The 12,969-nt window shown below is 63.5% G+C and carries 11 protein-coding genes and 1 pseudogene; 2 read left to right on the top strand and 10 right to left on the bottom strand.

Going from position 1 to position 12,969, the window contains the following annotated elements:
* The 3 genes and pseudogenes from ABJF10_RS22775 to ABJF10_RS22765 all read right to left on the bottom strand — a co-directional run.
* Window positions 1–381: pseudogene (locus ABJF10_RS22775) on the bottom strand (hypothetical protein); the annotation flags it as partial.
* A gap of 1 nt (window position 382) precedes the next feature.
* Window positions 383–1,894 (bottom strand): DUF1800 domain-containing protein, encoded by a 1,512-nt coding sequence (locus tag ABJF10_RS22770; RefSeq protein WP_348546912.1) that lies wholly within the window; start codon window positions 1,892–1,894, stop codon window positions 383–385.
* On the bottom strand, window positions 1,891–2,424 hold the full coding sequence (locus ABJF10_RS22765) for a hypothetical protein (RefSeq protein WP_348546911.1): 534 nt from the start codon (window positions 2,422–2,424) through the stop codon (window positions 1,891–1,893). The genes ABJF10_RS22770 and ABJF10_RS22765 overlap by 4 nt, the downstream gene beginning before the upstream one ends.
* Before the next feature lie 325 nt (window positions 2,425–2,749).
* On the opposite strand from ABJF10_RS22765, the gene ABJF10_RS22760 reads away from it, so the two are divergent.
* Entirely contained in the window at window positions 2,750–4,159 is a 1,410-nt protein-coding gene (locus ABJF10_RS22760) for a 3' terminal RNA ribose 2'-O-methyltransferase Hen1 (protein WP_348546913.1), read from the top strand.
* Window positions 4,156–6,708 carry a polynucleotide kinase-phosphatase gene (locus ABJF10_RS22755; protein ID WP_348546910.1) on the top strand — a complete coding sequence of 851 codons (2,553 nt, stop codon included), beginning with the start codon at window positions 4,156–4,158 and terminating at the stop codon, window positions 6,706–6,708. The genes ABJF10_RS22760 and ABJF10_RS22755 overlap by 4 nt, the downstream gene beginning before the upstream one ends.
* Before the next feature lie 92 nt (window positions 6,709–6,800).
* On the opposite strand, the gene ABJF10_RS22750 is transcribed toward ABJF10_RS22755, so the two are convergent.
* The 7 genes from ABJF10_RS22750 to ABJF10_RS22720 all read right to left on the bottom strand — a co-directional run.
* Complete coding sequence (locus ABJF10_RS22750; RefSeq protein WP_348546909.1) at window positions 6,801–9,218, bottom strand: response regulator; 2,418 nt, start codon at window positions 9,216–9,218, stop codon at window positions 6,801–6,803.
* Window positions 9,219–9,642: 424 nt separating this feature from the next.
* Window positions 9,643–10,038: a translation initiation factor gene (locus ABJF10_RS22745; protein WP_348546908.1), complete on the bottom strand. Its 396-nt coding sequence runs from the start codon at window positions 10,036–10,038 to the stop codon at window positions 9,643–9,645.
* Between the two features lie 119 nt (window positions 10,039–10,157).
* A complete protein-coding gene (locus ABJF10_RS22740; protein ID WP_348546907.1) occupies window positions 10,158–10,643 on the bottom strand; it encodes a hypothetical protein in 486 nt (161 codons plus the stop codon).
* Window positions 10,644–10,825: 182 nt separating this feature from the next.
* Entirely contained in the window at window positions 10,826–11,335 is a 510-nt protein-coding gene (locus tag ABJF10_RS22735; RefSeq protein WP_348546906.1) for an NAD(P)H-dependent oxidoreductase, read from the bottom strand.
* Between the two features lie 3 nt (window positions 11,336–11,338).
* A complete protein-coding gene (locus ABJF10_RS22730) occupies window positions 11,339–11,833 on the bottom strand; it encodes a hypothetical protein (RefSeq protein WP_348546905.1) in 495 nt (164 codons plus the stop codon).
* A 162-nt stretch (window positions 11,834–11,995) separates the two neighbouring features.
* Window positions 11,996–12,334, bottom strand: a complete 339-nt coding sequence (locus tag ABJF10_RS22725; protein ID WP_348546904.1) for a DUF2007 domain-containing protein — start codon at window positions 12,332–12,334, stop codon at window positions 11,996–11,998.
* Between the two features lie 60 nt (window positions 12,335–12,394).
* Window positions 12,395–12,969: PhoH family protein (locus ABJF10_RS22720; protein ID WP_348546903.1), on the bottom strand; the 575-nt coding region annotated here is incomplete at its 5' end.

The following is a 12,969-nucleotide window of genomic DNA, read 5'->3' as shown; positions in this document are numbered from 1 at the left end:
ATTCCTCCCCAGAAATGGGCGGTGCTTCAGATTCAGGAACCGGGCAAGCCACCCGCCCGCCGCGAGCCCTCCGTGCTCCATGAGATCCTGCGCTTCAAAATGCGAGCGCGTATCGCTTTCGCCGCCCGCGCCGTGCAGGATCGCGAGATCGCCCTCCTGCCATGCGCCCTCGAGGGCGCGGAGATTCGGGTGCAGGCCGAAGATGTCGTCGAGCGGCACGGCGTCCTTCTTCGCCACCGCCAGGCGGGGGCGGAATTTGTGATAATTGTCATCCGCCACCGGCGCGACCAGCGTGAGGCCATCCGCCGCGCCACGCAGAAAGACCACGACAAGCGTCCGACGTTCATCGCGGTTGGCGGCAATATTGAGGGAAGTGTTCATGTCAGCAGCGTTGGAACGCGGGGGAAGCCAGCAGCAGGGCGAGGTCGTCGCCGGATTTGACCAGCGCATCACGCTCCTCGGCGTTGGGCTGGCGATTGAGCAGCGTCGCCGCCACGGCGGCATCTCCCCCGAACGCCTTGCTGAACTCCTGGCGCTCGATGTGTGTGCCCTTGATCTTGTTGTTGGCCAGGGCCAGCGCAAACTTCCAGCGCCAGAGCAGCGTGGAGTGCCAGTGCTGCGCCCGCGCCGGATAACCATCGGGCGTCGGATAGCGGAAGGGCACTTGTCCCATCTTTTCGAGATAGGAGAGCAACCCGCGGTCCGCATCAGTCTGGGCATTCGTTGCGCGCAATGCGGAGACGACGTAGTGAAACGGCCGCTTGAACTTGGCGCCCGTTGCGGCCTGAAACTCCGGCGTCGCGAAGAGGGCGCGCAGCGTCGTCTTGATATCGCCGTGGCTGGCGGTGAAGGCGCGCGTCACGGCGTCGACCGCCGCGGGCGGCGGTTCATCGGCGATGAAGCGGATGCATAGTTTCGTGGCGATGAAATGCGCCGTGCTCGGATGCGCGGCGACGATGTCGATTACGCGGTCGAGATCGCCCTCGCCGAGACCGGCGGCGATCTCCTGCCCGAGCACTTGCTTCGCGCCGTTGTCGTGCGCCTCCTTGCGGAACACGACGTGGGCCCGGTCCTTCAGCGGCGAGAGCAGCTTGCCGGAATAGCCGTCGTTCTTCTTCGCGAGAATTGTCCAGCCGGTGAGGCAGCGCGCGACTTCCATCACGTCGTGCTGCGTGTAGCCGCCGTGTACGCCGAGCGTGTGCAGCTCCATCAATTCCCGGGCGTAGTTTTCGTTCGGCTTTTCGCTCGGCGTGCGTTTCACGTTCGCCCGCCCGTCCAGATACCAGAGCATCGCCGGGCTCAGCGCACTCGCCCGGAGCATGTCGCGGAAATTACCGAGTGCGTGCGCGCGAACGACTTCCTGGTCGTCGGAAATCTTGGTGTAGCGGCAGTCGCCCTTGCCCGGGTCGATGTTGAAATGGTCGCTCCAGAATTCGCACATCACCTCGAAGAGCTGCCGTTGCGAATAGACCGCGCGCAGGATCGCCATGCGGCGCAGCACCGGCGGGAGGTACTCGGCATCCTCCTCGTAGGCTTCGCCCAGCGGCTCCCACCAGCACTCCGCAAATCGAGCGGTGGCGCGGTCGCAAAAGCTGTCGTCGATCTTTTCCGGGGCGAGTTGTTCCTCGAGAAAAGCATCCCGTCCCATGGACGCGACGCGGGCGTAGTCGCCTGGCCCAGGGCCGAAGGTCCACCGATTCAGCGCGTGCGCGACCGGGTCGAGCTGTGCCGTGGCCGGTGGTGTCAGCGGACGGTCGAGCGGGCGTTGCAGACCGAGGCCCGCGTACTGGCCCATATTCCCCAGCCAGCCCTGCACGCTCTGGAAGATCGCCCCGCTCAAGGCGAGCGCACTGGCGCCCGTGATCAGGAATTCGCGGCGGGAGGCCGTTTTCACGTGAACAAGGGAGCGGCCGGCACGGGTGGCGGAACGTCCTGGACCCGCGCGCCGGCGCTCGATTTCCAAGGCTTGGCGAGCAGGAAGGCGCCAAAGCCGCTGGCCAGCGCGATGTGCAGCAAAAAGAGCGAGCCGAGCAGCGGCGTGATCAAGACCAGGGCGAGCATCACGCCACCACGCAGCGCCTGTTGCCAGGTATCACTGCTGGCCGAAAGATTGCGCCCGATGCGCAGGGCGATCCCGGCACTGCCGACTAGGGCGATGAGCAGGGCGGCAAAAGTCGCGGCGAAAACCAGGAAGCGCAGCGGGCCGTTGTGGATTTTGGCGTTTTGCAAAAACACCACGATGAGCAGCCCGTAAGTGAAGATCCCCACCAGCGTCGCCCGCAGCGGCCGCGTGTCGTAGATCTCCGCAAAGCTGCGCGTCGCCTTGGGAAACATCCCCGCCGAGGCGACCCAATGGCCGAGGAGGATGAGAAAGGCGGCCGCGTGGGCGCCAACGAAAGCGAGGACAATTCCGGTATAAGGCATGGCTGGGTAGGAGGTTCGCAGGACAAGACGACGCTCCGTGCCGATCGGTTACGGAAAATGCGGAGAAACCGTCCGCGCCGAAGGCGCCTCCTCCCCACCGTCATTCTGAGCTTGCGAAGAACCTCTGATTTCTGCCTTTCGTCACCAATATCGCAAAAGATGGCGCCAAGCTAATGCGGTCGACCACACGTCAGATGCCAGAGCGAGTTCAGAGGTCTCCGCAAGCTCAGAATGACGGTTGGAAGGGGCACGCGCCAGACAAGTTCATGACTCGCTCTAATTTCCTTTCGAGACGAATCCAAGTGGGGGAATGTCGCCGACCGCCATGTTGCTCACCATTACCACGACGCATCAGCCCGCGACCGATCTCGGGCATTTGCTCCGGAAGAATCCGGCGCGCCTGCAAAGCTTCGAGCTAAGCTTCGGCCAGGCGCATGTCTTTTACCCGGAAGCCGGGGAGGAACGCTGCACGGCCGCGCTGTTGCTGGGCGTCGACCCCGTCGGCTTGGTGCGCAATCGGCGTGGCCCGGCGGGCGAGGCGCGCATGCTGGATCAATACGTCAACGATCGGCCCTACGTCGCGTCGTCCTTCCTGAGTGTGGCGCTCGCGGAGATTTTTGGCAGCGCGATGTCGGGCAAGAGCAAGGATCGGCCCGACCTTGTCGACCGGGCGATTCCCCTCGTGGCCACGATCACTGTCCTGCCGTGTCGGGGCGGGGAGGATTTTCTCCGGCGCCTCTTTGAGCCGCTAGGCTACGCCGTGCAACTCGTCGCCCACCCGCTCGACGAGCAATTTCCCGATTGGGGGACGAGTCCCTATTTCACGGTGACGCTGGAGGGCTCGCTGCCGCTGCGGGTCCTGCTCGCGCATCTCTATGTGCTCGTGCCCGTGCTGGATAATGAGAAGCATTACTGGGTCGGCGACGAGGAGGTGGAGAAACTCTTGCGGCACGGCGATGGCTGGCTCGCGGCGCATCCTGAACGCGACGCCATCACCCGGCGTTATCTCAAGCATCGCCGCGATTTGGTGGACGATGCCTTGCTCCGCCTGACCGATGAGAATGATCCGGATCCCGACCTTAGTGAGCAGCTCCACGCCCGGGAGGAAGCGCAGATCGAGGAGCGGCTCAGTCTCAACGAACAACGCCTCGGCGCGGTCGTCGACGCGCTTCGGGGTCCCGGCGCGAAGCGCGTGCTCGATCTCGGTTGCGGGGAAGGCAAGCTGGTCCGCGCGCTGCTCCAGGAAAAATGCTTCGAGGAGATCGCCGCCATGGATGTTTCCCATCGTTCGCTGGAAATTGCCGCGGAGCGGCTGCACCTCGACCGTCTGCCGCCGATGCAGAAGGACCGTGTGCGCCTGCTGCACGGCTCCCTCATGTATCGCGATCAAAGGCTGGCTGGCTACGACGCGGCGGCGGTCGTCGAAGTCATCGAGCATCTCGATCCGCCGCGCCGCGCCGCCTTTGAACGCGTGCTCTTCGAGTTTGCGCGCCCGGGCACGGTCGTCATCACCACGCCCAATGCGGAATTCAACGTGCAATGGGAGGCCCTGCCCGCGGGAAAATTCCGCCACAAGGATCACCGCTTCGAGTGGACGCGCGCCGAGTTCCAAAGCTGGGCCACGGCGCTCGCGCAACGCTTCGGCTACGCCGTGCGCTTCGCCCCCGTCGGGCCGGAGGACGAACTCGTCGGTTCGCCCACCCAGATGGGCATTTTTACCAGGAGCCTCGGATGAAGATCACCATTCCAGAACTCGCTCTCGTCGTCCTGATTGGCCCCTCCGGGTCGGGGAAATCGACGTTTGCCCGGACGCATTTCAAGGCCACGGAAGTATTGTCCTCCGATGCCTGCCGCGGCCTCGTCAGCGACGACGAGAATAACCAGGCGGCGACGAAAGACGCCTTTGAAGTGCTGCATTTCATCGGCGCCAAGCGACTGGCGGCGGCGAAGCTCACGGTCGTGGATGCGACGAATGTGCAGGAGGAGGCGCGCAAGCCGCTCGTCGCCTTGGCGCGCGAATACCACTGTCTGCCGGTGGCGATCGCTTTCGATTTGCCGGAGAAGCTTTGCCAGGAGCGCAATCGCGGCCGGGCCGATCGCACGTTCGGGCCGCATGTGATCCGCCAGCAAAGCCAGCAATTGCACAAATCGATCCGCCGGCTGGAGCGGGAAGGGTTCCGCCATGTGTTCGTCCTGTCTTCGCCGGAGGAGGTGCAGGCCGTGACGGTCGAGCGGCAGCCGCTTTGGAACAATCGCCGCGCGGAACACGGGCCCTTCGACATCATCGGGGATGTGCATGGTAGTTACGACGAGTTGGTTCAGCTTCTCGGAAAACTGGGCTACGCCGCACAACCGGGCGGCGCGTGGACGCACGCCGAAGGGCGGAAACTGATTTTTGTCGGCGACCTCGTGGACCGCGGGCCGAAGATTCCGGAAGTGGTGCGGCTGGTGCTCGAATCGACGAAAGCCGGCGCGGCGTTTTGCGTGCCGGGAAACCATGACATCAAGTTCATGCGCGCGGTGTGGGGAAAGAATGTGCAGGTGAAACACGGACTCGCCGAGTCGCTGGCGCAGTTTGCCGCTTATGAGCAGCACTACCATGGCTTCAGCCGCGTCGCGGCGGAGTTCATCGACTCCCTCGTCAGCCATTATGTTTTCGATGACGGTTGTCTTGTGGTTGCGCATGCCGGCATGAAGGAGTCGATGCAGGGGCGTGGCTCCGGACGGGTGCGGGAGTTTGCGCTCTATGGCGAGACGACGGGCGAAACCGATGAGTTCGGCCTGCCGGTCCGCTACAATTGGGCGGCGGATTATCGCGGCCAGGCCATAGTCGTCTACGGGCATACGCCGGTGCCGGAGCCCGAATGGCTCAACCGCACGATCAATATCGACACCGGCTGCGTCTTCGGCGGGAAGCTGACGGCGTTGCGCTATCCCGAAAAGGAATTCGTCTCCGTGCCGGCGATGCGGACGTATTGCGAACCGGCGCGGCCTTTCATCCTCCCGCCGAGTGCGCCGGCGCTCACGGCGCAGCAGCAACTCGATGATGTGCTCGACATGGAAGACGTGCTTGGCAAGCGGATCATCTCCACGCGCCTGCATTACAATGTGACGATCCGCGAAGAGAATGCCGTGGCGGCGCTCGAAGTCATGAGCCGTTTCGCGGCGAATCCGAAATGGCTGATCTACCTTCCCCCGACGATGTCCCCGACGGAGACGACCAGCGCTCCGGGGCTGCTGGAGCATCCGGCGGAAGCCTTTGCCTACTATCGCCGGGAGGGAATCACCCGGGTCGTTTGCGAGCAAAAGCACATGGGCTCGCGCGCGGTCGTGGTGGTCTGCCGGGATGAAGAAGCGGCCCGCCGGCGCTTCGGCATCGTGGGAGAGAGCGGCATCTGTTACACGCGCACCGGGCGGCGATTCTTTGAGGACACGCGCCTGGAAAACGAGTTGCTCGCGACCCTTCGCGGCGCGCTGACGGCGGTGGATTTCTGGACGGAATTTGCCACCGACTGGGTCTGCCTCGACTGCGAACTGATGCCGTGGTCCGCGAAAGCGCAGGAGCTTTTGCGCCAACAATACGCGGCCGTCGGCGCGGCGGCGCTCGCGGCTTTGCCGTCGGCTGTCGGCGCGCTCGAGATGGCGCTGAGCCGCGGCCTGGAAGTGGCGCCCTTGCTCGCCGCGACTCGTGAGCGGCACGCGATGGCGGGGCAATATGTGGAATCCTACCGGCGCTACTGCTGGCCGGTCCATTCGCTGGCGGATTTGCAACTGGCCCCTTTTCACCTCCTCGCCGCCGAAGGCAAAACTTTCTGCGACCAGGATCATGTCTGGCACATGGAAACGCTGGCCTGGATTTGTGCGGCCGGGCCAGGGTTGCTCCTCGCGACTCCTTTCCTGACCGTCGATCTCCAGGACGCCGAAGCCGAGGCGCGCGCCACGCGCTGGTGGGAAGAGCTGACCGAGGCCGGAGGAGAAGGGATGGTGGTGAAGCCGTTTGATTTCGTCGCGCAAGGGCGGCGTGGTGTCACGCAGCCCGCCGTGAAATGCCGCGGCCGGGAGTATCTCCGCATCATCTACGGCCCCGAATACACCGCCCCGGTCAACTTGGAACGCCTGCGCTCCCGGGGCGTCTCCGCCAAGCGCTCCCTCGCTGCGCGCGAATTCGCCCTCGGCGTCGAAGGATTGGAGCGCTTCGTCGCCCGCGAACCGCTGCGTCGCGTCCACGAATGTGTCTTTGGCGTTCTGGCCCTGGAGAGTGAGCCCGTCGATCCGCGGCTTTGACGCAGCGCCGCGGTGGGCTCCATGGGCTCTGTTGGCTCCATGGGGCTCCATTGTCGAATATGGCGTATTAGAGGGGTAAAAACCCCATTTCCCTACGCCAACTGCAACTGCGCCTTGAGCAGCAGGGTGATCGCCTTCACGCTCAGCTCGTGGAGATTGAAGGGCTTGGCGATGAAATCATTGCCGCCGCTCAAGCTCGACTGCACCCGGTTTTCCAAGGTGGCCAGGCCGGTGAGGAAGACGACCGGCGTCTTCTCGTGGATGGCTAGGGCGCGCGTCTGTTTGCACAGTTCGAAGCCGTCCATGCCAGGCATGTTCACGTCGAGGAAGATGAGATCGTAGCGGCTGCCGGCCAGTTCGCCGAGGGCGATGGCGGGGTCTTGCGCGTAGGTGGTGCGCATGCCCGATTCCTCCATGGCGAGCGCGATGCTCTCGCAATTGCCGAGGTCATCGTCCACCGCGTAGATCAGCGCGGTCGCGGGGTCCTTGACCTGCGCGAGGTTCTTTTCCTTCATCAGCGCGGCGAGGAATTCGATCGTCTGGTGGACCGTGCGCAAGGTCGAGGGGTTGACCTGCTCGGGGATCTCGTAGAGGCCGCGCGTGAGCTCGGCAAAGGATGCGCAGAGCCGATGCAGGGCGATCAGACCGCTGACGCGGGCGCGCTCGGCAAAGCTTTCCACGTGGCAGTGCAGCTCATTGAGGAGACTCAGGTCGCTGGGAGTCTTGGTGAATGATTGGAAGCAATGGCGCATCGCGCCCAACACACTGCGGGATTCCTTTTCGGTCAGTGGATCGGTGATCGCCGCCACGGGAGCGGCCGGGCGGGCGGGCTGGATGGCCTCGGGAGCCGGGGCGACAGGGGAGAGTGAGCCGGGAGCCGTTTCGATAATATCCGTTTCGGCAGTGGCGGCCGGCGCGGACTCGGAGGTGGCCGCGTCGCCCGCGACCATGCTGGCAAAATCGGATTTCGTTTTGCCTTCCTTCGTGGCGCGCGTCGCGGCCTGGGCGAATTTTACCTGCAAGCGGGCTTCGGCGAGATTAGCGCTCAGTTCGCGGATTTCGCGTTGGGCGGATTGTAATTGCGTGGCCACGTCGATGCTCTCGAGGCGTTGCTTTTCAAACCGTTGGCGGGCGTCGGCGAGCTCGTCCTTTTGGGTTGCCGCCTGCTGGCTCGCGGTCTCCAGCGCGGTGACCTGGGCCTGGAGCGCGTTGAGCTGCGTTTCGAGCTCGATCGCGTTTTCCGTGGAAAGTTTGCGCGTCTGGTCGCGCTCGCGAATGATGTGGTCGATCTGCTTTTGCGCGGCGGTCAGCGAGGTCAGCGCGGCGTCGCGGTCGCGGGCGATCGTGTCGATTTCCTGCTGCGCGTTGCTGTGCTTGCTGCCCGCCTGCTCGGCGACCAGTTGCAGCGCGGTGAGCTGCTCGTTCATTGCCTCGATGCGCTGGCGGAGATTGTTGGCTTCGTGGCGGGCTACGCGCGATTGCGTTTCCAGCGCCGCCAGTTTCTCGTGCGCCTCGGCGAGCGCTGCGCTGGAAGTCTGCGCCTGCTCGTCGCGGAAGGCCTGGAATTGACCGCGCAATTCCTCGAGCTCGCGAGCTTGTTCCTGGGCCCGATTGCGCGCGACATCGCGTTCCTGGGTGAGGCTGCCGACCTGCGCCCGCGCTTCGCCCAAGGCTGCCGTGTGCTCGGAGTCGGATTGCAGCGCCGCGGATTTCTGCTCGGCCAGGTCCAGGTATTTTTTGCGCTGCGCGTCGACCTCCGCGGTCAACTGCTCGACCTGTCGCGCCGTAGCATCGCGATCCGTGGTGATGATGTCGAGCTGGCGGCGAAATTCGGCGGCCTCATCCGCGGATTGCTTGCCCGTCTTCTGCGCGGCTTCGATCTGGTATTCGAGCTCGGCGACCTGGTCCTCGGCATGGCCGAGCCGCGTGTTGAGCTCGAGAATCTGCGCATGCGCGCCATCACGGGCCTGGCGGATGGTGAGCAGTTGCTTCTGCGTCTCCGAGACCAGGCGCGCCTGTTCCTCGTTGCCGCGCTGGAAGGTGTCGAACTTGCGCGCCGCTTCATCCCGCTGGCGGACGGCATCATCGCGCTGGCGCTGGGCGTCATTGCGCTCGCGGACGACGGCTTCGTTCTTTTTCGTCGCGTCGGCCAACGCCTGTTCGTGGCGCTCGGCTTCCTCCTGCGCGGCGTCGCGTTCCTCGATGAGCGAGGTGATCTCGACGAAGTGCGAACGCAGCTCGCGTTCGTTGGCGCGCAAGCTTTCGATCTGTTGATGAGTGCGGGTCAGTTCGAGCGCGAGGTCGTCGCGCTCCCGTTCGATGGCGTTGACCTGGCCGCGGGCATCGCGGGCCGTTTGTTGCAGCTGCTCGATCAGGGTCCGGATTTCGAGCGTCGGATCGGTTTCTTCGCTAATGGCATTCACCGGCAGATTGGTAATAGGAAGCGCAGTCCGGCGTTCTTTTTTGGGCCGGAATTCGGAGTAATCGGAAAGTTTGTGCGGTTGGGACATACGCGGGAAGGGCGGCACAGATGCCGGATTGCCCCTGTGCGGGTTATTTCCTGAGCACGCGATGTACCTTGGAAAAGCGTCGCTCCAGAGTAGAACGGGCCAAATTACGCATTTCCGCTACTCTGTGGCGGGAAACACTTTACGCGTACGAAACGGACAGAAGTGCGCGATTCCGCCTATAGTCTACAGAGAAACCCCGATAGGGTCCGTCGCCACAAGGCTGCGTAATGTTGCGGCTGGAAGTTACACAGAGTCCCGCGCTTTTGATAAATGTGACAAATTCCTCAAATAAATTCTTGAGGCCTTAATCTGGTGATAATTCTCAGCGAAGAGAGGGGGTTCTCTCACTTTCTATAATTGATAGAAGGCAACGAAACGACTTTGCGAAACGGGCGGGAGAACCCGTGCGCTGACTTCGCGGGCGCTAGCGGACTCCCGCGACTTGAAACCCTTCGCCTTCGAGAGCCGCGCGCACCCGGCTGGCCTGGTCGCCTTGGATCTCGATCGTCCGTCCCTTCACCGTGCCTCCGCACCCGCAAGCCGCCCGCACCTTCTTCGCCACCTTCTCGATGACCGACGCCGGCAGATGCGTCGCAAACTCGTCCACCACGATTACCGTCTTGCCTCCGCGGTGGGCCGTCTCGCGCCGCAGCACCACGCGCCCCATTTTCCAGAGCGTCTGTGGGGAATCGGCTATCGGCACTGGCGGCGGACCGGCCGGCAGATCGGGCAGATCGAGCCCGGAAAAGGCGGCATTCAGATTCGGACGCGCAGATTGCGCGGCATTGGTGTCGAGGCGCTTTTTGGGTTCGGGGCGCATGAGATGAAAAATTCGAAACGGTGGCGTTTTGTCAGTGGGTCGCCCCAACGAGGAGCGCCCCAATTCTAGGCGCTGGAATTGGTGTGGGCAAGGCAAGCGCCGCTTCGCGCGCAGCCACTTTATTTCCGTTCGTCCTTGGGTGGCGCGCTTTCGGTGGCCGGCGCGGTGGCGCGGATCTCCGGGTGCCGGATATTGCCGCCGAGATTGGCCGCGCGGCCCATGAGCGCCGTCTCGGCCAGCGCCAGGACGAATACGACCGCCGCAGTCCCGCGCGAGAGGTGAGGGAGTTTGCGACCGAGCCACAGCACCGCGAGGGCTACGGCGCCCAGAATGCCCACACAGATGAAGGCCAAATTGGCGGCGGCTTCGTGCGCGTGAACCAGCTTGTCGTCCACATCCGCCAATTCCATCAAAGCCTCATCCGCGCTACGCCCGGTGAAGAAGACCGGCACCGTCGCGAGCGCCAGCAGCACCAGAGCCCCGAGGCTTACCCGGTAAAGCTCGCCCCGCTCCCGCACGAGCGCGTAGCCGAGCAGTAGGACGACGAGGAATACGCCGACGACTGGTATGTGGTTGATGGCGAGGTGCCAGTGGGGAGCGTTCATCATTTACCGTATTCGCAGCGGGCGAGCGCACTGGCTGTGGGCGGCGACAATCTTCGCATTCCACCGAACCATCCGGGAGGAGCGGTGCGATGCAAGGGGTGGAGGTCGCCATGATTACCGCTTTCCTTGGATTTTCCGTTCTCGTCCTGCTCCTCACCAGCCGCCTGTGGCTGGCCTGAAAACTACTTCTCGATGCGCAGGCGGCGGGCGGAGTCGGCGAGCTGGGTGAGGCGTTTCTTGATGTCCGCGTTGGTGATCCTGCCTCCCTCGAAATCATCGCCGGTCGCGTAGACGAAGCGCGGCAGGATGATGCAGCGAAAATCGAGCATCAGCGAATTGGCCAGGCCAATGATCGACATGTAGCTCGACATTCCGCCCGCCGCGCAGGCGAAGCCGACGATCTTGTCTTCCCACGCGCCGCCCGTTAGCTCGACGAGGTTTTTCACCGCCGCATTGGCGTCGAAATTGTAGATAGGTACTGCCAGCAGGAGGACGCGCGCCGCCGCGATCCGCTCGCGCAGCTTCTCGACGTTGGGATCGTCATAGGCGGCATCCCCATCGCACATCGGCAGCGAAAACTCGCGCAAGTCGAGATGCTCACCGCCGAGCTCTTTCGTCAGGTACAGTCCCATCAACCGGCTCACACTGGCCGGCCGCAGCGAGGCGGAGATGATCAGATATTCGGCAGGCATAGGTTATCTGGATTGCAGTTCCGCCAATTCGCGCGCGGCGCCGTCGGCCAGCCCCCGAATGGCAGCAAGGTGCAAATCCGATCGAAAAGAAGACGGCATCGTGCTCCATGACGCATATAGGAACAACGCCGCAGTGGCCATCGATACCGCGATCGCCAGCAGCACCGAAACGTGGACGAGCGCCATCCCGATGAACAGCGCCGGCACCAATTGCCACATCTGCATGGGCGCAAACCACAGGGCAAAGTGGATGACTACTCTTTCCGCATGTAGGTGAAACTCAATAGTCCCCCTCGTGAGGCCGCGCAGCCCGGGAGTGCGCCAGAGACTCGCCTTGGGATTCTCCCGGCGCCGCCGAATGGCGGTCGAGTAAACGGCGTTGCCTCGGAATTCCAGGCGATCCTGAATCCTGTGCAGGTCGCGCGCGTCGTTGGCTAACAACCACTGCTCAACACCGTCCACGACTCGCGATGACTTCGAAGGCGCGTCGATGTCCACTGTCAGTGAGCCTTCAATGCTGAATGGGAAAGCCATGGCTGGCCACAAATGTAGCGGTAGATGCGCCGCTGCCAAAGTCTTTCAGAATCAGGGCGAGGCATCCAACCCACCCGTGTGCCTGAAGCGCATGTGGGCACGACGGTCGCTGTGACCTCTCTTTTTCTACGATTCGACGGGCCGGGCCACTTCGTAATTCCAGCAGGAAGTGAAATTGCCGGGAATAGTCTCGCCGCACGCGGGGCATTTCCATTCGCTGCTTACCGGGGGTGCGGCATTCCGGAGGCCGTGCAGAAGCTCCATCGCTTCCGGATAGTCCTCGTCGTGGAGCACGCAGAGCGTGGGCCAGAAATCCGGGAGCGGCAGGAATGCGACGAGGATGCCGCCGGGGATGGCCTGCTGCATGGCATCGTTGCGCACGAAGCAAGGGATGTCCGCACCCTCCAGCACTGTCTGGCAAAGACCGACGCGCGCGGGGGATGAAGCGCGAAAGACTTCTTTCATCCCGCCTTCTTAACAGGATAGCGCGCCTTTGAAAACAGCGGAGGAGGACGCCTTCGCCGCTTACATCAAATTCGCCGCGACCTCGGCCATCTCGCTGCGTTCGCCCTTGAAGAGGTTCACATGCGCCATGAAGGGCTGGCCTTGCAGGCGGTTGCGGGTGAAGACTAGGCCGTTGGTGTGCGCATCGACGTACGGGTTGTCGATCTGCGCGAGGTCGCCGATGAGGATGATCTTGCTTCCCTTGCCCATGCGCGTGACGAGCGTCTTGGCTTCGTGCGGGGTGAGCTGTTGCGCTTCGTCCACGATGAAGATGGCGCGGGGCAGGGAGCGACCACGGATGTGGGCGATGGCCTCGATCTCGAGCAGGCCGGCTTGCATCAGCGGTTCGTAGGGGCGGGCAAATTTGCTGTTGCCGTTGCTGCTCTGCGTGGGCGGTGACGACGGGCCGTCGGACTTGCGCTTCGATTGCTTTTTCTTGTCGAACTGCTCCGGCTTGCGCGGACGTGAGAGCAGCAGGTCGAGCGCATCGTAGGCCGGCTGCACCCAAGGCTGCATCTTCTCTTCCATGCGGCCGGGGAGGAAGCCGATGTCGCGGCCGGTGGGCATGATCACGCGGGTGATGAGCATCTTTTCGT

It is taken from the genome of Chthoniobacter sp., assembly GCF_040003245.1.
In the GTDB taxonomy this organism is placed as follows: domain Bacteria; phylum Verrucomicrobiota; class Verrucomicrobiia; order Chthoniobacterales; family Chthoniobacteraceae; genus Chthoniobacter.
The sequence above is the reverse complement of the archived record's forward strand: the minus strand, read 5'-3'. Positions and strand labels throughout refer to the sequence as shown.

Bases quoted from the DNA above. Each gene is read 5' to 3' on its own strand.
- ABJF10_RS22745 (WP_348546908.1), bottom strand. From the start codon at position 10,038: ATGCGCCCCGAACCCAAAAAGCGCCTCGACACCAATGCCGCGCAATCT.
- ABJF10_RS22755 (WP_348546910.1), top strand. From the start codon at position 4,156: ATGAAGATCACCATTCCAGAACTCGCTCTCGTCGTCCTGATTGGCCCC.
- ABJF10_RS22740 (WP_348546907.1), bottom strand. From the start codon at position 10,643: ATGAACGCTCCCCACTGGCACCTCGCCATCAACCACATACCAGTCGTC.
- ABJF10_RS22765 (WP_348546911.1), bottom strand. From the start codon at position 2,424: ATGCCTTATACCGGAATTGTCCTCGCTTTCGTTGGCGCCCACGCGGCC.
- ABJF10_RS22735 (WP_348546906.1), bottom strand. From the start codon at position 11,335: ATGCCTGCCGAATATCTGATCATCTCCGCCTCGCTGCGGCCGGCCAGT.
- ABJF10_RS22725 (WP_348546904.1), bottom strand. From the start codon at position 12,334: ATGAAAGAAGTCTTTCGCGCTTCATCCCCCGCGCGCGTCGGTCTTTGC.
- ABJF10_RS22750 (WP_348546909.1), bottom strand. From the start codon at position 9,218: ATGTCCCAACCGCACAAACTTTCCGATTACTCCGAATTCCGGCCCAAA.
- ABJF10_RS22760 (WP_348546913.1), top strand. From the start codon at position 2,750: ATGTTGCTCACCATTACCACGACGCATCAGCCCGCGACCGATCTCGGG.